Here is a 17,401-nt window from a genome sequence, read left to right on the forward strand (position 1 = left end):
TAGTCCGGAGGACAGGGGCCGCTCCCTGCGACGATGGTCGTACGACCAAAGCCGGCCCTTACCCCAACCCCTCTCCCGCGTGCGGGGCTAGTGCCGTACGCGCCGCAGCAATTCGAGCCCCTCTCCGGTGAACGGGAGAGGGGTTGGGGTGAGGGCCAGCAGGCTCAGGATCCCTGGAACGGGCTCCGCGAAACAAACGCCATCATCTCCCCACTCACCGGATGCACGAACTGCAACCGGCACGCATGCAATTGCACCCGCTCGGCCGGCTGCGCCCCGTACATCACGTCACCCACGATCGGGTGGCCCAGGCTGGCCATGTGCAGCCGCAGCTGGTGGCTGCGCCCGGTCACCGGCTCCAGCTCCACCCGGGTGCGCTGCAGCTGCAGGTCACGGTCCAGCACCCGCCAGCGCGTCAACGCCGGCTTGCCGCGCTCGAAGTCCACCATCTGCCTGGGCCGGTTCGGCCAATCACAGATCAAAGGCAACGCGACTTCACCGACATCCCCTCCGATCACCCCCTGCACCACGGCCTCGTAGCGCTTGCTGACCACGCGCTTTTCGAACTGGGCCGACAACGCCGCCTGCATCACCTTGCCGCGCGCATACAACATCAGCCCCGAGGTCACCTGGTCCAACCGGTGCACCGTCAACGCATCCGGATACAGCACCTGCAGGCGCGACACCAGGCAATCCTGGTTCTCCGGCAGGCGGCCGGGCACGGACAGCAACCCGGCCGGCTTTTCGGCGACCAGCAAGGAGTCGTCGAGATGATGGAGCTTCATTCAGACACCCTTCCTGCAACGCGCAGATCCGCCCTGTTGCCCGGCCCACCTCATCTGCGTTGGACTGCCTCGACCAGGTAGACCTCCACCTGCTGCGGTGTCGTCGGTCGTGCCGCTTCTTCAGCACTGGGCGTCGGCGCAAGCACGTCGGCCTGTTCGCCCGCCACGGTTCGTGGCAGCCAGGACTTGCCACGCAGCGCCCGTGGAGACAGCAACCCGTATCTCCCCACGAGCGTGAGTTTCATCTGTCCGGAAGCAACTCCGCTCTGTACGGCGGCCACCCACGGGAAGGCCTTCGGGTCATCCATGTACGCGCCATTGCCCGCCACCAGAATGGGAAGTTTCCCCACCACGGGTGGCTGATAGCCGAAATCGTCCCCGCGTAGATCAGCGCCACTGTGAATTGCCGTCATCAAGCGATTGCTGCCATCGTCCCGAACCGGCATCAGCAACGCCCGGCAACGGTTCTGGTCAGTGGACGAGCCACTGTGCACATCATGGAAGGGAATGCCGGGGTAACGCCTGCGCATATCTCTCTCCGCCTGGCGGAAGGCTTCCTTGGCGGGGGCATCGTAGATCAGGCCACGCTCATGCCGCTGCCGATAGGGAGCACTCAGCAGAACAAGCAAGCACAGCCCCATTGTTGCCACCGGGATCCACGCAGGCATCAGCAGGCGCCCCTGCCTGATCACCACGGCCCCAAGGTGTGCCACCAGAATGGCCGCAGGAATGATGCTGGGTGCGTAGTAGCGCTGCTGCATCACCGGCAGCAAATAGCTCTTCAGCGATGCCGAACCGAAGGTGAAATACAACAGCGGCCACAACCAGAATCCCACCAATGCCAGCCACGTCAGTGCCTGCGCCCAGGACATCCGGCCGCGCAACCAGCTGGCGAACAATTGCAGGGTCGACAGCCCGGCAAGCACGCACAGAAGGGTCGTATACCCCCCCAACACCATCTTCAGAGTCTTCAGGCGATCAATGACGCCGTGCCCCTGAGAGTCGGCAAAACCGGCCAGGTCATGCGGTACCAGCAGGCTGCCCACGCTGGAGTACCACTGCCCGGCCACGGCTTTGAACAGCAGCGCCTCAAGGCCCAGCAGCAACAGGAAGCCCGCTGCTGCAAGCGCCACGTCACGCAGGAAACGCCCCCATCCTGCCTTTGCCCCAGCCAGTATCATTACGGCGGCGACAACCGGCATCAGGACCAGGCCGCTTTCCTTGATCGTGAATGCCAGCGCCATGCTCAGGCCCAGCAGGAATGCAGCGCCCCTCGAGTCGCGTTGCGCCCCCTCGGTCGATGGAACCACCTGATGCACCCACCGGCACAAATACAACAGGCCAACAATTAGGAACAGGGTGGAGGACAGGTCCGGCAACATCGCGCCGGCATATAGGAAAAACACTGGCTGCGCGGCGGCCAGCGCCATTCCCGCGATGGCGGCCCACCGCCCCAGGAACTGCCGCGCAGCCAAATAACCCGCGAGCCCGAGCACGATGAACAGCAACGCATAGGGAACGATCATCCATTCCAGGCTGGCGTCCGGCCGGTACAGCATTGCGCCAGGCAACAGGAACATCGCGCGCCGTTCAGCCAACGAGGCAACCGAAATTGGCTCCCCAACCGCGACCTTGATCGCACCGATCAGATACCGCGTGTCGTCACTGCAGTACAGACCGGTGAAGAAAAAGTAACCCACCAAGGCGAAGCCGAGCATGACCATTGCGGCATATGGCGCCTCTTGTTTCAGTTCCCGCATATCCCCTCCAGGAAAGCGCAGATGCCGGCACCAGCCGGCCGTTTCAACGCGACAGACGATGCATGGCCCGGCGCGGGATCCGGCTGTAATCGAAGGCAAAGAAACCCTGCAACAACACGAAACCGACGATCGCCGAGATGCTTACCACTGCGATTGTTCCTGCGGGCGACTCGATGTCGCGCACCACGTTGTGAGCCCACGTCCACCCGCCATGGACCAGCGCGAACGCAAGCAACCCCACGCCACCCAGCAACTGCACGGAGGCCAGGCTGAAGTCACGCAGGAAATATTCATAGAAGACCCGCTTCAGGAAATTGCGCACGTGCGAGCGTGCGAAGCGCGGGATCTCACGAGCCGGGTTGAGGCTGGAATGCTCGCCTTCGTAGACCGCCCGCATCGGCACATCCAACACCACCGCATCCACCAGATGCAGACGGAACAGCAGGTCGCTTTCGAAGAAGTACCGTTTTTCCAGCTTGTCCAGTTCGACTTCACGCAGGCAGTCGGCATGGATCGCGGTATAGCCATTGGTCGGGTCGAACAGGTTCCAATAGCCGCTGGACAACTTGCACAGGAAGGACAGGCCTGCATTGCCGATCAGGCGCACCGGCGGCATCGCCGCCACGTCACGCACGTGGAAGAAGCGGTTGCCTTTGGTGTAGTCCGCGTCACCGGCCAGGATCGGCTGCACGAAGCGCGGGATCAGCGTCGGATCCATCTGCCCGTCCGCATCCAGCTTGACGCAGACCGTGGTGCCAAGCTCCAGCGCCTTGCGGTAGCCGGCGACCATCGCGCCACCGACGCCTTGGTTGCGCTCATTGAAGACCACGTGCACCCGCGGATCGGTGCACTCGGCCTGGACCCGGAGTCCCGTGGACTCCGGGCAGGCATCATCCACCACGACGACAAGGTCCACCCCGTCATCGATCTGGGAGAGGACTCCCAGGATCGAGCCGCTCGCGCGATAGGCCGGGATTACAACGGCGATGATCGCCTTCGCAGCTCGATTTTCTTCCATGGGAACAGGCTCAGCCCAGCAGGTCGGCCACGCCGGCGCGCTCTTCTTCCAGCTCACCCAGGGTGATGTCGATGTACTTCTTGGAGAAGTCGTCGATCGGCAGGTCCTTGATGATCGTGTACTGGCCGTTCTCGGTGGTCACCGGGAAACCGAACACCACGCCTTCGGGGATGCCGTAGGAGCCATCGGACGGCACGCCCATGGTCACCCACTTGCCGTTGCTGCCCAGCACCCAGTCATGGACGTGGTCGATGGCGGCATTGGCGGCCGACGCGGCCGAGGACAGGCCACGGGCGGCGATGATGGCCGCGCCACGCTTGCCGACGGTCGGGATGAAGGTGTTGGCGTTCCATTCCTGGTCGTTGATCAGCTCGGCCACCGAGGTGCCGCCGGTGGTGGCGAAGCGGTAGTCCGGGTACATGGTCGGGCTGTGGTTGCCCCACACGGTGAACTTCTCGAAGCTGTCCACGGTCTTGCCGGTCTTGGCAGCCAGCTGGCTCAGGGCACGGTTGTGGTCCAGGCGCAGCATGGCGGTGAAGTTCTTCGGATCCAGGTCCGGGGCCGACTTCATGGCGATGTAGGCATTGGTGTTGGCCGGGTTGCCGACCACCAGCACCTTCACGTCACGCTTGGCAACGGCGTTCAGGGCCTTGCCCTGCACGGTGAAGATCTTGGCGTTTTCCAGCAGCAGGTCCTTGCGCTCCATGCCCGGGCCGCGCGGACGCGCGCCGACCAGCAGGGCCACGTCGACGTCCTTGAAGGCCACCAGCGGGTCGGCGGTGGTCACCACGCCGGCCAGCAGCGGGAACGCGCAGTCTTCCAGTTCCATGACCACGCCCTGCAGGGCGGCCTGGGCCTTTTCGTTGTCGATCTCGAGCAGCTGCAGGATGACCGGCTGGTCCTTGCCGAGCATTTCGCCGGAGGCGATGCGGAACAGCAGGGCGTAACCGATATTGCCGGCAGCGCCGGTTACGGCAACACGAACGGGTGCTTTCATGGGGGTTTCCTCTGCTAAGAAGCGTTTTGTGGGGTCAAACCCGGCCGCCGCCGCACGGCGGAAACCGGGCCTCAAGCAAAAACGGCCGCCTGCACGGCGACCGTCGAATCCGGATCAGGCCGAGAGGATCTTGTTCCACTCAGCGACGCGGTCGGCCTTGGCGGCCAGCACGGCGTCGACATCGCCCTCGATGGTGATCTTGTTGATCGCATCACCCTGCTTGACCGCATCGACCACGTCCAGACCTTCAAGCACCTTGCCGAACACGGTGTGCTTGCCGTCCAGCCAATCGGTCTTGATGTGGGTGATGAAGAACTGGCTGCCGTTGGTGTTCGGGCCGGCATTGGCCATGGACAGCACGCCGCGCTCATGGCGCACGCCGTTGTTGGTCTCGTCCTCGAAACGGTAGCCCGGGCCGCCGCGGCCGGAGCCTTCCGGGCAGCCGCCCTGGATCATGAAGTCGGCGATCACGCGGTGGAACGCCAGGCCGTCGTAGAAGCCGTGCTTGGCCAGGTTGACGAAGTTGGCGACGGTCAGCGGCGCCTTGTCGGCGAACAGCTCGACCTTGATCGGGCCGCGGGACGTATCGAAGTGGGCGATCAGGGACATGTGGATCCTTGGGAAGTGTGTGTTTCCAGAGCCGCCTAGTTTACACCTCACTTTCCGCCCTCGCCCCCTGCCCAGCCGCCGGAGGCTGGCCTGGCGGGAGGCGTCAAGGCTTGCTGAATGGGCCATTCCGCCGGTCACACGGATTTTTCGCGAAACGTCATTGTCGACGTATAATGTTGAACTCATTTCTCCAAATCCGGCGCCGACTGGCCCCCTTTCGCATGTCCATCGAAAATCTTCGCAACATCGCCATCGTCGCCCACGTCGACCATGGCAAGACCACCCTCGTCGACCAGCTGCTCAAGCAGTCCGGCACCCTGTCCGAGCGCACCGTGCTGGCCGAGCGCGTGATGGACAGCAACGACCAGGAAAAGGAACGCGGCATCACCATCCTGGCCAAGAACACGGCCATCAAGTGGAATGGCAACCGCATCAACATCGTCGACACCCCCGGACACGCCGACTTCGGCGGTGAAGTGGAGCGCGTGCTGTCGATGGTCGACTCGGTGCTGATCCTGGTCGACGCGATGGACGGCCCCATGCCGCAGACCCGCTTCGTCACCCAGAAGGCCTTCGCGATGGGCTTCAAGCCGATCGTCGTGGTCAACAAGGTCGACCGCCCGGGCGCCCGTCCGGACTGGGTCATCGACCAGGTGTTCGACCTGTTCGACAAGCTCGGCGCCACCAACGAGCAGCTGGACTTCCCGATCGTCTACGCCTCGGGCCTGAACGGCTACGCCGGCCTGGAAGACACCGTCCGTGACGGCGACATGACCCCGCTGTACGAAGCGATCATGAAGTACGTGCCGGTGCCGGAAGTCGAGGCCGATGGCCCGTTCCAGATGCGCATCAGCCAGCTGGACTACAACAACTTCGTCGGCGTGATCGGCATCGGCCGCATCCAGCGCGGCAAGGTCAGGAAGAACCAGCCGGTCATCGTGATCGACCGTGAAGGCAAGAAGCGCCAGGGCAAGGTCCTGCAGGTGCTGGGCTTCATGGGCCTGGAGCGCATCGAGGTCGAGGAAGCCCAGGCCGGCGACATCATCGCCATCTCCGGCATCCAGGAGCTGACCATCTCCGACACCGTCTGCGCCCTGGACAACCCCGAAGCGCTGCCGGCCCTGACCGTCGACGAGCCGACCATCTCGATGACCTTCCAGGTCAACAACTCGCCGTTCGCCGGCAACAAGGACCTGTCCGGCGGCAAGTTCCTGACCAGCCGCCAGCTCAAGGAGCGCCTGGAGCGCGAGACCGTGCACAACGTGGCACTGAAGGTCGAGCAGCTCGAAGACGCCGACAAGTTCCTGGTCTCCGGCCGTGGCGAACTGCACCTGTCGGTGCTGATCGAAACCATGCGTCGTGAAGGCTACGAGCTGGCCGTCTCGCGCCCGGAAGTGATCATCAAGGAAATCGACGGCCAGATGATGGAGCCGATCGAGCAGCTGGTGGTGGACATCGAAGAGCAGCACCAGGGCGGCGTGATGGAGAAGCTCGGCACCCGCAAGGCACTGCTGGAGAACATGGAACCGGACGGCAAGGGCCGCGTGCGCCTGGACTTCAAGATCCCGGCGCGTGGCCTGATCGGCTTCCAGAACGAGTTCAAGACCCTGACCCAGGGTTCGGGCCTGCTGTTCCACGTGTTCGACCACTACGGCCCGAAGGAACAGGGCGCCATCGCCAAGCGCCTGAACGGCGTGATGATCGCCAATGCCCCGGGTGCCACCCCGGCCTACTCGCTGGGCCCGCTGCAGGAACGCGGCAAGCTGTTCGCCGCTGAAGGCGACAACGTGTACGAAGGCCAGCTGATCGGCATCCACTCCAAGGACAACGATCTGACCGTCAACGCGATCAAGACCAAGCCGCTGACCAACATGCGCGCTTCGGGCAAGGACGACGCGATCCAGCTGACCCCGGCCATCAAGTTCTCGCTGGAACAGGCCCTGGACTTCATCGATGACGACGAACTGGTCGAAATCACCCCGAAGGAAATCCGCCTGCGCAAGAAGCACCTGACCGAGAGCGACCGCAAGAAGGCCTCGCGCGCGGGCTGATCCACTTGGCCGGCAACACGCCCTACAACCCGGATCCGCATGCGCATCCGGGTCTGGCAGCCATCGCGCTGCTGGAAGCGGGAAAGGCCGTCCTGGCCTTTCTCGCCGCCGCTGGCCTGGAAATCTCCGGGCCGGCGCCGCTGCGCACCATCATCAATGCGCTGATCCTGCGCATCGGCGGCGATCCCGAACAGGGCTCGTTCTCCTCACTGCTGAACCTGATCACCCCCGACACCGTGCACCTGGGCGCCGCCGCCCTGGTCGGCTATGGCCTGCTACGCGTGCTCGAGGCCTGGGGCCTGTGGCGCGCCAAGGCCTGGGCTTCCTGGCTGGGCTGCATCTCCGCCGCCCTGTACCTGCCACTGGACGTGTACGCCATCATCAAGCACCCCGGCTGGGCCTCCTGGCTGCTGCTGGCGGTCAACGTCCTCGTGGTCTGGGTCCTGGCCCGCGATATCGGCAAGCGCCGCAAGCACTGAGCCGCGCCTGGTCGTGCCGAGTCATGCTCGGCATGGGCCTTCCCCGCAAAGCGTCAGCGGCGCATGGCCCCGCTCCAGGCTCTAGCGAACGCCCTGCTTGCGCACGATCGCCATCGCGATCTCCAGCGACTGCTCGTAGTTCAAGCGCGGATCAACACTGGAACGATAGGCACGCTCCAGGTCACGCTCGGTCAGCTCTCGCGCGCCGCCGGTGCACTCGGTGACGTCCTCCCCGGTCAGCTCCAGATGCACGCCGCCCAGGCGCGTACCGGCCGCGGCATGCAGGTCGAACGACAGCTCGACCTCGTTGCGGATGTTGTCGAAGCGGCGCGTCTTGAAGCCATTGCTGGTGCTCTCGGTATTGCCATGCATCGCATCGCACACCCACAGCACCCGCCGGCCGTCGCGCTTCACCGCGTCCAGCAAGGGCGGCAGCTTCCCGGCGATCTGCGTCGCGCCCATGCGATGGATGAAGCTCAGTCGGCCCGGCTCATCGTCCGGGTTGAGCACGTCGATCAGGCGCAGCAGCTGGTCCGGCTGCACCGACGGCCCCACCTTGATCGCGATCGGGTTGCGAACGCCGCGCAGGTACTCCACGTGTGCACCGTCCAGCGCGGCGGTACGCATGCCGATCCACGGGTAATGCGTGCTGAGGTTGAACCAGCCGGTCTGGCGCGGCACCTGCCGGGTCAACGCCTGCTCGTAGGGCAACAACAGCGCCTCGTGCGAGGTGTAGAAATCCACCCGGTTGAGGTTGTGCACCTGCGCGCCGGAGAGCGTCTCCATGAAGCGCACCGCATCGCCGATCGAGGCCACCATCTCCTGGTACTCCCCGGCCAGCGGCGAGCAGCGCATCCACGCCAGGTTCCAGTACTCGGGGTGGTGCAGGTCGGCGAAGCCTCCATCGATCAACGCCCGCACGAAATTCATCGTCAGCGCCGAGCGCGAGTGCGCGGTGATCATCCGCTGCGGGTCCGGCACGCGCGCGGCCTCGGTGAACTCCGGTGCATTGATGACGTCACCGCGATAGCTGGGCAGGGTCACGCCATCGCGTGTCTCGGTATCGGCAGAACGTGGCTTGGCGTACTGGCCGGCGAAGCGCCCGACCCGGATCACCGGCTTGCGCAGGCCGTGCACCAGCACCAGGCTCATCTGCAGCAGCACCTTGAGCCGGTTGGAGATGGTGCCCGACCCGCAGTCGGCGAAGTTCTCGGCGCAATCACCGCCCTGCAACAGGAAGCGCTTGCCCTCCTGCGCCTCGGCCAACTGCTGCTTGAGCGCGAAAATCTCCCAGGAGGTCACCAGCGGCGGCAGTTGCCGCAACTCGGCCAGCGCCGATTCCAGCGCCGCCGCATCAGGATAGGTCGGCATCTGCAGCGCCGGCCGGCCACGCCAGCTGTCGGGCGCCCAGGTTGAATCGATGGCGGCCACGGGCTGGGAGGGGGACAAACTCATGGGAATTACCGTTTCAGTACGTGGGAAATAGTCAGAACAGGCGCGTCTTGCGCGCGCGGAAGCCGGCATACAGGGCACCCAGGCCCAGCAGCACGAACCACACCAGGCTCCACATCGGCATGCTCAGGCCCAGGAACGTCCAGTCGATGTTGCCGCAGTCACCGGTGCCGGTCAGCACGGTGCGGAACACCTCGAACGGGCCCATCGTTTCGGCCAGGAAGCTCAGCGGCGGACCACAGCTGCTGCCCAGGTCCTTCGGCAGCAACTGCACGTAGACGTGGCGCCCGGCAATGCCCATGCCGACGGCTGCGGCGAGGAACACCAGCACGCCATAGAACGCGCGCCCGCCACGGCTGGCCGGCCCGTGCAGGGCGCCGAGCAGGAACAGCACGCCCACCGCCGCAAACGCGATCCGCTGATAGATGCAGAGCGGACACGGCTCCAGGCCCATCTTGATCTGCATGAAGATCGCGAACGCCAACAGCCCGGCGCAGATCAGGAAACCGGTCAGGCACTGGGCCCGAAAACTCCACCGCAAAGGATTCATCACATCAACCCGTTTCAACCATCCGGCAAGAGTACCAGCCCGGCCGCAGTGCAACAGCACCTGCTGCCATGACGACTTCCCATAAGCAGAAAGCCCGGCCAAGGCCGGGCTTCTGTTTCATCCCTTGCAGGATGGAAGGTCGCGATTACTCGGCGACTTCTTCGGCAACGGCGGCCGGACGGTCGACCAGCTCGACGTAGGCCATCGGAGCGTTGTCGCCGGCACGGAAGCCGCACTTCAGCAGGCGCAGGTAGCCGCCCGGACGGGTGGCGTAGCGCGGGCCCAGGATGGTGAACAGGTTGCCGACGGCTTCCTTGTCACGCAGGCGGGCAAAGGCCAGGCGGCGGTTGGCGACGGAGTCGACCTTGGCCAGGGTGATCAGCGGCTCGGCAACGCGGCGCAGTTCCTTGGCCTTCGGCAGGGTGGTCTTGATCAGCTCGTGCTTGAACAGCGAGGCGGCCATGTTCTTGAACATCGCTTCGCGGTGGGCGCTGGTGCGGCTGAACTTACGGCCAGACTTCTGGTGACGCATGGGACAGATTCCTTAGATTGAATGATGAGACGTTGGACTTCGTTGTCGCCGTCGTGGCGTTGCTGCATGGACTGCGGATGGTCCTGGCCGCCCTATCCCTGGACGACCGGCGCAGCGGCCTTGTCAGCCGTCAGCGCGGGTACTGCCTACAACATTCCCCCGCATGGTCACCCATGCGGGGGAACAGATGCTGCTATCAACCAAGCATGCCGTGAGCGGCGACACCGGCCGGCGGCCAGTTCTCCAGCTTCATGCCAAGCGACAGGCCACGCTGGGCCAGCACTTCCTTGATTTCGGTCAGCGACTTCTTGCCCAGGTTCGGGGTCTTGAGCAGTTCCACTTCGGTCTTCTGGATCAGATCACCGATGTAGTAGATGCTCTCGGCCTTCAGGCAGTTGGCCGAACGCACGGTCAGTTCCAGGTCGTCGATCGGGCGCAGCAGCACCGGATCCACGCCGTTGTTGGCCGGCTTGGCCGCACCGCGATCGCGGTGGGTGAAGTCACCGAACACCGACAGCTGATCGCTGAGGATGTCGGCCGCGGTGCGGACGGCTTCCTCGGCATCGATCGTGCCGTTGGTTTCGATATCGATGACCAGCTTGTCCAGGTCGGTACGCTGCTCGACGCGGGCCGCTTCCACCGAATAGGCGACGCGACGGACCGGCGAGAACGAAGCGTCCAGCACCAGACGACCGATCGCACGCGACTCTTCGTCCGGACGGCGGCGCGAGGCAGCCGGCTGGTAGCCGAAGCCACGCTCGATCTTCAGACGCATGTTGATCGCCGCGTCCTTGGTCAGGTGGCAGATCACGTGGTCGCCGTTGATCACTTCGACGTTATGGTCAACCTTGATGTCGGCAGCGGTCACGATGCCCGGGCCCTGCTTGGACAGGGAGAGCGTGGCGCTGTCGCCGGAATGCATGCGAATGGCCACGTCCTTCAGGTTCAGCAGGACTTCGAGCACGTCCTCCTGCAGGCCTTCCAGCGTGGTGTACTCGTGAAGCACGCCGTCGATCTCGACTTCGGTAATGGCGAAGCCCGGGATGGACGACAGCAGCACGCGACGCAGGGCGTTGCCCAGCGTATGCCCGTAACCACGCTCCAACGGTTCGATCACGACCTTGGCGCGGGTCTCGGTAAGGCGTTCGATCTGCGGACCGCGAGGACGCAGAACCTGGTTTGCGGTAACCGTCATGTTGCGGGTTCTCCTGCGAACCTCCGGTGCAACCCGGAGGTTCTCCATTGTGAATTACTTCGAATACAACTCGACGATCAGCGCTTCGTTGATATCCGCAGGCAGGTCGGCGCGATCCGGAACGGCCTTGAACACGCCGCTGAACTTCTTCGAATCGACTTCGACCCACGACGGGCTGAGGTCGTGCTGTTCAGCGACAACCAGGGCTTCCTGGACGCGCAGCTGCTTGGCAGCCTTCTCGGACAGGGCGATCGCATCACCAGCCTTGACCTGGTACGAAGCCAGGTTCACCGACTTGCCGTTGACCGTGACGCCGCGGTGCGAGACCAGCTGACGGGCAGCCGGACGGGTCACAGCGAAGCCCATGCGGTAGACGACGTTGTCCAGACGGGTTTCCAGCAACTGCAGCAGGTTCTCGCCGGTGTTGCCCTTCTTGGTCGAGGCCTTCTTGTAGTAGTTGCGGAACTGACGCTCCAGCAGACCGTAGATACGCTTGACCTTCTGCTTTTCACGCAGCTGGGTGGCGTAGTCGGACAGCTTGCCCTTGCGGGCGGTCGCGCCGTGCTGGCCGGGCTTCTGCTCCAGCTTGCACTTGGAGTCCAACGCGCGGGCCGGGCTCTTCAGGGAGAGGTCGGCGCCTTCGCGGCGGGCGAGCTTACAGGTAGGACCGATATAACGAGCCATTTCTTATCGCTCCTTTAGACGCGACGCTTCTTCGGCGGACGGCACCCGTTGTGCGGGATAGGCGTCACGTCGATGATGTTGGTGATCTTGTAGCCGACGTTGTTCAACGAACGCACGGCCGACTCACGGCCCGGACCCGGACCCTTGATGCGGACTTCCAGCGACTTCAGGCCGTAGTCCAGCGCAGCCTTGCCAGCCTTTTCGGCGGCAACCTGGGCAGCGAACGGAGTCGACTTACGCGAGCCACGGAAACCGGCGCCACCGGAGGTCGCCCAGGACAGTGCATTGCCCTGGCGGTCGGTGATGGTCACGATGGTGTTGTTGAACGAAGCGTGAACGTGGGCAACGCCGTCGGTGACGACGCGCTTGATCTTCTTCTTGGTCTTAGCAGCAGCGGGCTTAGCCATTTTCTAGGGTCCCTTACTTCTTCAGAGCCTTGCGCGGACCCTTGCGGGTGCGAGCATTGGTCTTGGTGCGCTGGCCGCGCAGCGGCAGGCCGCGACGGTGACGCAGACCGCGGTAGCAGCCCAGGTCCATCAGACGCTTGATTGCGATGCCGACTTCACGACGCAGGTCGCCTTCGACGATGTACTTGCCCACTTCAAGGCGCAGACGGTCGATTTCCGGCTCCGACAGGTCGCGGATCTTGGTGGTCGAAGTAACGCCTGCGGCTTCGCAGACCTTCTTCGAGCGGGTACGGCCGATGCCGTAAATGCTTTGCAACCCGACCCAGACATGCTTCTGGGCTGGCAGGTTGACGCCTGCAATACGCGCCATGACGCGGTTCTCCAGCTGAGTGATGGCCGAATACGCACCGACAGGCGCGCCAATCCGGCAGGATGGATCAAAAAAGTGAACTAGCGATACTAACAAGGTCTTGGTTTGCTTGGAAGCCCGTGGAACACAAGGTTCCATGGACCCGGCATGGGGAGTGTGCCCATGCTCCGGCGCCGGATGTGCCTGGCAGGAAGGTTGCCCTTCAAGCCGCCCGCGCTACTCCCGCGCGGAACAACCACATCGCACCCCCACCCAAGACCGCTGCGGGGACCGCCCTTCTGTCTGGAAGGCCTGCCCCGGGTACCGGGGCGGCCTTGACCGCTATGAAGCGGAAAGTATACCGGGTGAATCAGCCGCGTGCAAAACCGCCGCGGTTGCCGCCCTTCAGGTTCGCCTTCTTCAACAGGCTCTCGTACTGGTGCGACATCAGGTGGGCCTGGATCTGGGCGATGAAGTCCATCACCACGACCACCACGATCAGCAGCGAGGTGCCGCCGAAGTAGAACGAGGCATTGAGCTGCGTGCGCATGATTTCCGGCAGCAGGCAGACAATGACCAGGTACAGCGAGCCGGCGGCCGTCAGGCGGGTCAGCACGGCGTCGATGTACTCGGCCGTGGCCTTGCCCGGACGGATACCCGGGATCAGCGCACCCGACTTCTTGAGGTTGTCGGCGGTTTCCTGCGAGTTGAACACCAGCGCGGTGTAGAAGAACGCGAAACCGGTGATCAGCGCGGCGAACACGATCATGTGCAGCGGCTCGCCCGGACCCAGCGCGTTGGCGACCTTCTGCAGCCAGGTCGCGGAGCTGGCCTGGCCGGACCACATCGCCAAGGTGGCCGGGAAGGCCAGGATGCTGGAGGCGAAGATGGCCGGGATCACGCCCGCCATGTTCAGCTTCAGCGGCAGGAACGAGGTCTGGTTCATGTACGCATTACGGCCACCCTGACGGCGGGCGTAATTGACGGTGATGCGGCGCTGGCCGCGCTCGACGAACACCACGAAATAAGTGAAGGCCAGCACCACCAGGGCGATGATCAGCAGCGAGATGAAGCTCATGCTGCCGTCGCGGAACGCTTCCACGGTGTGGATCACGGCGGCCGGCAGGCCTGCCACGATGCCGGCGAAGATGATCAGCGACACACCGTTGCCGATGCCACGCTCGGTGACCTGCTCGCCCACCCACATCAGGAACATGGTGCCTGCGGTCAGCGCCACGATGGCGGTGAACACGAAGGCCAGGCCCGGGGCGTACACCACCGGGGCACCGCCCGGCGACAGCTGGTTCTGCAGCGCCAGCGCGATACTGCCGCCCTGCACCACCGCCAGCAGCACCGCGCCGATGCGCGAATACTGGGTGATCTTGCGACGACCGGACTCACCTTCCTTCTGCATCGCCTTGAGCGCGGGGAAGATGTGGACGGCCAGCTGCATCACGATCGATGCCGAAATGTACGGCATGACGTTCAGCGCGAAAATGCTGAAACGGTGCAGGGCGCCGCCCGAGAACATGTTGAACATGTCCACGATACCGCCGCCCTGCGCCTGCATCAGCGCAAGCATGGCATCGGGATTGACGCCCGGCACCGGCACGTAGCAGCCGATGCGATAGACGAGCAATGCCCCGAGTACGAACAGAAGACGCTGGCGAAGTTCCGTGAACTTGCCCATCCCGCCCGCGAGGTTACCGATGCCAGCTTGCGCCATGTTCCAGTTACTCCTGTACGCTGCCGCCGGCAGCTTCGATCGCAGCCTTGGCGCCGGCGGTAGCCGCAACACCCTTCAGGGTGAACGCCTTGGTCAGCTCGCCCTTCAGGACGACCTTGGCCTTCTTGGCAGTGGACGGGACCAGCTTGGCGGCACGCAGTGCCGCGAAGTCGATCTCACCCGCTTCCAGACGGTCCAGGTGGTAGGACAGCACTTCAGCGGTGTCCTTGGCCATCTTGGAACGGAAGCCGATCTTCGGCAGACGGCGCTGCATCGGGGTCTGGCCGCCTTCGAAGCCAGCCTTGATCTTGCCGCCACCCTTGCGGGCGAACGAACCCTTGTGGCCGCGGCCGGCAGTCTTGCCCAGGCCCGAGCCGATACCGCGACCGACGCGGGTACGCTCGGTGCGGGCGCCCGGTGCCGGGCTCAGTTCATTGAGACGCAGAGTCATGGTCGATTACTCCTCAACCTGGACGAGGTACTGAACCTTGTTGATCAGGCCGCGAACCTGCGGGCTGTCCTTCAGTTCACGCACATCGTTGAGCTTGTTCAGGCCCAGGGCACGCACCGACAAGCGGTGACGCGACTGGGTTCCACGCAGGCCGCGCACCAGGCGCACCTTCACGGTCTTGTTGGACTCATTAGCCATGGTTGAGTTCCTCCACCTTCTTGCCGCGCTTGGCCGCGATGCGAGCCGGCGACTGCGCAGCAGCCAGGCCCTTCACGGTGGCACGCACCAGGTTGATCGGGTTACGCGAACCGGTGGCCTTGGCCAGCACGTTCTTCACGCCAACGGCTTCCAGCACGGCGCGCATGGCACCGCCGGCGATCACGCCGGTACCTTCGGAGGCCGGCTGCATGAACACGCGGGCTGCGCCGTGACCATCCTTGATGGTGTGCCACAGGGTGCCGTTGTTCAGGTCAACGTTGACCAGGTTCTTGCGCGCCTGCTCCATCGACTTCTGGATGGCGACCGGCACTTCGCGGGCCTTGCCATAACCAAAACCGACCTTGCCTTCGCCGTCGCCGACCACGGTCAGGGCGGTGAAGGTGAACTGGCGACCGCCCTTGACGGTCTTGCTGACGCGGTTGACCGCGACCAGCTTCTCGATCATGCCGTCGTCGACTTTCTCTTCGCGGTTACGGTCGCGATCGCGACCCCGCTGCTGACGTTCTTCTGCCATGTTGATTCCTTGATTGGTTGGGTATGTACGGCTCGGGGCCGCTTATGGTTGTGGTTTACAGCGGTGTTTCACCGGCAACTGCAGAAGAGTTGCCGACGCCCGGTACAGCCCGTACCGGCAGGCAGGCGGAAAGGGGCGCAAGGCCCCTTCCCTATTCCTTAGAACTGCAGGCCGCCTTCGCGGGCAGCTTCGGCCAGAGCCTTGATGCGGCCGTGGTAGCGGTAGCCCGAGCGGTCGAAAGCGACCTTCTCGATACCGGCAGCCTTGGCGCGCTCGGCGATGATCTTGCCGACCTTGGCAGCAGCGTCGCAGTTCTTGCCGTTCTTCAGGCCTTCCTTGACGTCGGCCTGGGCGGTGTTGGCCGAAGCCAGCACCTTGGAGCCGTCGGCAGTGAAGATCTGCGCGTACAGGTGCTGGCCGGTACGCAGCACCGACAGGCGAGCAACGCCCAGGGTACGGATGTGCGAACGGGTCGACTTGGCGCGACGCAGACGGGCGATGTTCTTGTTCATGTTCTTTATCCTCGAAAGCTGAAAACCTAGGAATTAGGCCTTCTTGGCTTCCTTGCGAATGATGACTTCACCGGCGTACTTCACACCCTTGCCCTTGTAGGGCTCCGGCGGACGGTAACCGCGGATCTTGGCAGCGACTTCACCGACGACCTGCTTGTCGGCGCCCTGCACGACGATTTCCGTCTGCGTCGGGGTCGACAGGGTGATGCCTTCCGGCGCCACGAACACGACAGGATGCGAGAAACCCAGCGACAGGTTCAGGTCCTTGCCCTGCATGGCAGCGCGGTAACCCACGCCGACCAGCTCGAGCTTGCGCTCGAAACCTTCGGACACGCCCTGAACCATGTTGGCCAGGATGGCGCGCACGGTGCCGGTCAGGGCATCAAAGGAGATGTCCTTCGGGTTCAGGGTGATAACGCCGTTGGCGATGGAGATTTCAACGCCGGCGGCCTTGTTCAGCGACAGGGTGCCCTTCGGGCCCTTCACGCTGACGGATTCCGGCTGGATGTTCAGTTCAACGCCCTTGGGCAGGTTGATCGGCTTCTTGGCTACGCGGGACATAGTGGACTCCTTCCCTTAAGCCACAAAGCACAGGACTTCGCCGCCGACGCCCTGCTGGCGCGCCTGCGCATCAGTCATGATGCCCTTGGAGGTGGAAATGATGGCGATGCCCAGGCCGTTGAGGACCTTCGGCAGCTCGGACTTGCCACGGTACTGGCGCAGACCCGAACGCGAGAAGCGCTTCAGGGTAGCGATGACCGGCTTGCCCTCGAAGTACTTCAGGACGATTTCGAGCTCGGCCTTGTTGTTTTCCAGCTTGTTGACGCGCAGGTCGGCGATGTAACCCTCGTCCTTCAGGACCTGGGCAATTGCCACCTTGATCTTGGACGACGGGGCTTTCACCGTCTGCTTGCCAACCGCGGCCGCATTCTTGATGCGGACCAGCAGGTCGGCGATGGGATCAGTCATGCTCATGTAGATACCTTTGAGTGCACCGATATCCGCTTTCGCGAAAATCTCGTGTTTTCCTGGGATGGGCCAGGGCCCTTAACGCACCGGCCAGCCCATTTCGGGCAGGCAAGAAGCGGGATTATACGACAAAAAGTCCGAC

Annotated in this window: 21 protein-coding genes; 2 read left to right on the plus strand and 19 right to left on the minus strand. The window is 63.9% G+C overall.

All coding sequences use genetic code 11. From position 1 onward, the window contains the following. Positions 1 to 164: 164 nt before the first annotated feature. From ACIPR8_RS13950 to ACIPR8_RS13970, 5 genes are all read right to left on the minus strand, one after another. Positions 165 to 785 carry an RluA family pseudouridine synthase gene (locus tag ACIPR8_RS13950; protein ID WP_446541394.1) on the minus strand — a complete coding sequence of 207 codons (621 nt, stop codon included), beginning with the start codon at positions 783 to 785 and terminating at the stop codon, positions 165 to 167. Between the two features lie 50 nt (positions 786 to 835). Continuing rightward, positions 836 to 2,545 carry a hypothetical protein gene (locus ACIPR8_RS13955; RefSeq protein WP_446541395.1) on the minus strand — a complete coding sequence of 570 codons (1,710 nt, stop codon included), beginning with the start codon at positions 2,543 to 2,545 and terminating at the stop codon, positions 836 to 838. Positions 2,546 to 2,588: 43 nt separating this feature from the next. Further along, positions 2,589 to 3,563: a glycosyltransferase family 2 protein gene (locus ACIPR8_RS13960; protein WP_446541396.1), complete on the minus strand. Its 975-nt coding sequence runs from the start codon at positions 3,561 to 3,563 to the stop codon at positions 2,589 to 2,591. A gap of 10 nt (positions 3,564 to 3,573) precedes the next feature. Next, complete coding sequence (locus tag ACIPR8_RS13965; RefSeq protein WP_446541397.1) at positions 3,574 to 4,560, minus strand: malate dehydrogenase; 987 nt, start codon at positions 4,558 to 4,560, stop codon at positions 3,574 to 3,576. Between the two features lie 114 nt (positions 4,561 to 4,674). Next, on the minus strand, positions 4,675 to 5,169 hold the full coding sequence (locus ACIPR8_RS13970; protein ID WP_132862520.1) for a peptidylprolyl isomerase: 495 nt from the start codon (positions 5,167 to 5,169) through the stop codon (positions 4,675 to 4,677). Between the two features lie 221 nt (positions 5,170 to 5,390). Here ACIPR8_RS13970 and typA point away from each other — a divergent pair, with 221 nt between their 5' ends. Next, positions 5,391 to 7,220 carry a translational GTPase TypA gene (gene typA, locus ACIPR8_RS13975; RefSeq protein WP_192286591.1) on the plus strand — a complete coding sequence of 610 codons (1,830 nt, stop codon included), beginning with the start codon at positions 5,391 to 5,393 and terminating at the stop codon, positions 7,218 to 7,220. A gap of 5 nt (positions 7,221 to 7,225) precedes the next feature. Continuing rightward, positions 7,226 to 7,699 carry a DUF2127 domain-containing protein gene (locus ACIPR8_RS13980; protein WP_132862518.1) on the plus strand — a complete coding sequence of 158 codons (474 nt, stop codon included), beginning with the start codon at positions 7,226 to 7,228 and terminating at the stop codon, positions 7,697 to 7,699. A gap of 81 nt (positions 7,700 to 7,780) precedes the next feature. On the opposite strand, the gene ACIPR8_RS13985 is transcribed toward ACIPR8_RS13980, so the two are convergent. From ACIPR8_RS13985 to rpsH, 14 genes are all read right to left on the minus strand, one after another. Further along, positions 7,781 to 9,154, minus strand: coding sequence for a class II 3-deoxy-7-phosphoheptulonate synthase (locus ACIPR8_RS13985; protein ID WP_446541398.1), 1,374 nt, complete (start codon positions 9,152 to 9,154; stop codon positions 7,781 to 7,783). A 31-nt stretch (positions 9,155 to 9,185) separates the two neighbouring features. Further along, positions 9,186 to 9,701 (minus strand): disulfide bond formation protein B, encoded by a 516-nt coding sequence (locus ACIPR8_RS13990; protein ID WP_446541399.1) that lies wholly within the window; start codon positions 9,699 to 9,701, stop codon positions 9,186 to 9,188. A 145-nt stretch (positions 9,702 to 9,846) separates the two neighbouring features. Beyond that, positions 9,847 to 10,233 carry a 50S ribosomal protein L17 gene (gene rplQ / locus ACIPR8_RS13995; RefSeq protein ID WP_132862515.1) on the minus strand — a complete coding sequence of 129 codons (387 nt, stop codon included), beginning with the start codon at positions 10,231 to 10,233 and terminating at the stop codon, positions 9,847 to 9,849. A gap of 196 nt (positions 10,234 to 10,429) precedes the next feature. Next, positions 10,430 to 11,428 (minus strand): DNA-directed RNA polymerase subunit alpha, encoded by a 999-nt coding sequence (locus tag ACIPR8_RS14000; protein WP_132862514.1) that lies wholly within the window; start codon positions 11,426 to 11,428, stop codon positions 10,430 to 10,432. A 54-nt stretch (positions 11,429 to 11,482) separates the two neighbouring features. Then, complete coding sequence (gene rpsD, locus ACIPR8_RS14005) at positions 11,483 to 12,112, minus strand: 30S ribosomal protein S4 (protein ID WP_057633112.1); 630 nt, start codon at positions 12,110 to 12,112, stop codon at positions 11,483 to 11,485. Positions 12,113 to 12,126: 14 nt separating this feature from the next. Beyond that, on the minus strand, positions 12,127 to 12,519 hold the full coding sequence (gene rpsK / locus ACIPR8_RS14010; protein ID WP_054657227.1) for a 30S ribosomal protein S11: 393 nt from the start codon (positions 12,517 to 12,519) through the stop codon (positions 12,127 to 12,129). A gap of 13 nt (positions 12,520 to 12,532) precedes the next feature. Continuing rightward, positions 12,533 to 12,889 (minus strand): 30S ribosomal protein S13, encoded by a 357-nt coding sequence (gene rpsM / locus ACIPR8_RS14015; RefSeq protein ID WP_054663350.1) that lies wholly within the window; start codon positions 12,887 to 12,889, stop codon positions 12,533 to 12,535. A gap of 349 nt (positions 12,890 to 13,238) precedes the next feature. Continuing rightward, positions 13,239 to 14,594 carry a preprotein translocase subunit SecY gene (gene secY, locus ACIPR8_RS14020; RefSeq protein WP_132862513.1) on the minus strand — a complete coding sequence of 452 codons (1,356 nt, stop codon included), beginning with the start codon at positions 14,592 to 14,594 and terminating at the stop codon, positions 13,239 to 13,241. A gap of 7 nt (positions 14,595 to 14,601) precedes the next feature. Continuing rightward, positions 14,602 to 15,045 carry a 50S ribosomal protein L15 gene (gene rplO / locus ACIPR8_RS14025; RefSeq protein WP_132862512.1) on the minus strand — a complete coding sequence of 148 codons (444 nt, stop codon included), beginning with the start codon at positions 15,043 to 15,045 and terminating at the stop codon, positions 14,602 to 14,604. Positions 15,046 to 15,051: 6 nt separating this feature from the next. Beyond that, complete coding sequence (gene rpmD, locus ACIPR8_RS14030; protein ID WP_005408214.1) at positions 15,052 to 15,243, minus strand: 50S ribosomal protein L30; 192 nt, start codon at positions 15,241 to 15,243, stop codon at positions 15,052 to 15,054. Further along, a complete protein-coding gene (gene rpsE, locus ACIPR8_RS14035) occupies positions 15,236 to 15,778 on the minus strand; it encodes a 30S ribosomal protein S5 (RefSeq protein WP_132862511.1) in 543 nt (180 codons plus the stop codon). The genes rpmD and rpsE overlap by 8 nt, the downstream gene beginning before the upstream one ends. A gap of 158 nt (positions 15,779 to 15,936) precedes the next feature. Further along, positions 15,937 to 16,290: a 50S ribosomal protein L18 gene (gene rplR / locus ACIPR8_RS14040; RefSeq protein ID WP_132862510.1), complete on the minus strand. Its 354-nt coding sequence runs from the start codon at positions 16,288 to 16,290 to the stop codon at positions 15,937 to 15,939. 33 nt (positions 16,291 to 16,323) lie between these two features. Beyond that, complete coding sequence (gene rplF, locus ACIPR8_RS14045) at positions 16,324 to 16,851, minus strand: 50S ribosomal protein L6 (RefSeq protein ID WP_446541400.1); 528 nt, start codon at positions 16,849 to 16,851, stop codon at positions 16,324 to 16,326. A 15-nt stretch (positions 16,852 to 16,866) separates the two neighbouring features. Then, a complete protein-coding gene (gene rpsH / locus ACIPR8_RS14050; protein WP_132862508.1) occupies positions 16,867 to 17,265 on the minus strand; it encodes a 30S ribosomal protein S8 in 399 nt (132 codons plus the stop codon). Between the last annotated feature and the right edge of the window lie 136 nt (positions 17,266 to 17,401).

The organism is Stenotrophomonas sp. LARHCG68 (assembly GCF_052871705.1).

Excerpts from the sequence above, each read along its gene's own strand:
- rplQ (WP_132862515.1), bottom strand. The coding sequence starts at position 10,233 with ATGCGTCACCAGAAGTCTGGCCGTAAGTTCAGCCGCACCAGCGCCCAC.
- ACIPR8_RS13965 (WP_446541397.1), bottom strand. The coding sequence starts at position 4,560 with ATGAAAGCACCCGTTCGTGTTGCCGTAACCGGCGCTGCCGGCAATATC.
- ACIPR8_RS13985 (WP_446541398.1), bottom strand. The coding sequence starts at position 9,154 with ATGAGTTTGTCCCCCTCCCAGCCCGTGGCCGCCATCGATTCAACCTGG.
- secY (WP_132862513.1), bottom strand. The coding sequence starts at position 14,594 with ATGGCGCAAGCTGGCATCGGTAACCTCGCGGGCGGGATGGGCAAGTTC.
- rpsM (WP_054663350.1), bottom strand. The coding sequence starts at position 12,889 with ATGGCGCGTATTGCAGGCGTCAACCTGCCAGCCCAGAAGCATGTCTGG.
- rplF (WP_446541400.1), bottom strand. The coding sequence starts at position 16,851 with ATGTCCCGCGTAGCCAAGAAGCCGATCAACCTGCCCAAGGGCGTTGAA.
- rpsD (WP_057633112.1), bottom strand. The coding sequence starts at position 12,112 with ATGGCTCGTTATATCGGTCCTACCTGTAAGCTCGCCCGCCGCGAAGGC.
- typA (WP_192286591.1), top strand. The coding sequence starts at position 5,391 with ATGTCCATCGAAAATCTTCGCAACATCGCCATCGTCGCCCACGTCGAC.
- rplR (WP_132862510.1), bottom strand. The coding sequence starts at position 16,290 with ATGAACAAGAACATCGCCCGTCTGCGTCGCGCCAAGTCGACCCGTTCG.
- rpsH (WP_132862508.1), bottom strand. The coding sequence starts at position 17,265 with ATGAGCATGACTGATCCCATCGCCGACCTGCTGGTCCGCATCAAGAAT.
- ACIPR8_RS14000 (WP_132862514.1), bottom strand. The coding sequence starts at position 11,428 with ATGACGGTTACCGCAAACCAGGTTCTGCGTCCTCGCGGTCCGCAGATC.
- rplO (WP_132862512.1), bottom strand. The coding sequence starts at position 15,045 with ATGACTCTGCGTCTCAATGAACTGAGCCCGGCACCGGGCGCCCGCACC.
- ACIPR8_RS13960 (WP_446541396.1), bottom strand. The coding sequence starts at position 3,563 with ATGGAAGAAAATCGAGCTGCGAAGGCGATCATCGCCGTTGTAATCCCG.
- rpsK (WP_054657227.1), bottom strand. The coding sequence starts at position 12,519 with ATGGCTAAGCCCGCTGCTGCTAAGACCAAGAAGAAGATCAAGCGCGTC.
- rpsE (WP_132862511.1), bottom strand. The coding sequence starts at position 15,778 with ATGGCAGAAGAACGTCAGCAGCGGGGTCGCGATCGCGACCGTAACCGC.
- rpmD (WP_005408214.1), bottom strand. The coding sequence starts at position 15,243 with ATGGCTAATGAGTCCAACAAGACCGTGAAGGTGCGCCTGGTGCGCGGC.
- ACIPR8_RS13970 (WP_132862520.1), bottom strand. The coding sequence starts at position 5,169 with ATGTCCCTGATCGCCCACTTCGATACGTCCCGCGGCCCGATCAAGGTC.
- ACIPR8_RS13950 (WP_446541394.1), bottom strand. The coding sequence starts at position 785 with ATGAAGCTCCATCATCTCGACGACTCCTTGCTGGTCGCCGAAAAGCCG.
- ACIPR8_RS13990 (WP_446541399.1), bottom strand. The coding sequence starts at position 9,701 with ATGAATCCTTTGCGGTGGAGTTTTCGGGCCCAGTGCCTGACCGGTTTC.
- ACIPR8_RS13955 (WP_446541395.1), bottom strand. The coding sequence starts at position 2,545 with ATGCGGGAACTGAAACAAGAGGCGCCATATGCCGCAATGGTCATGCTC.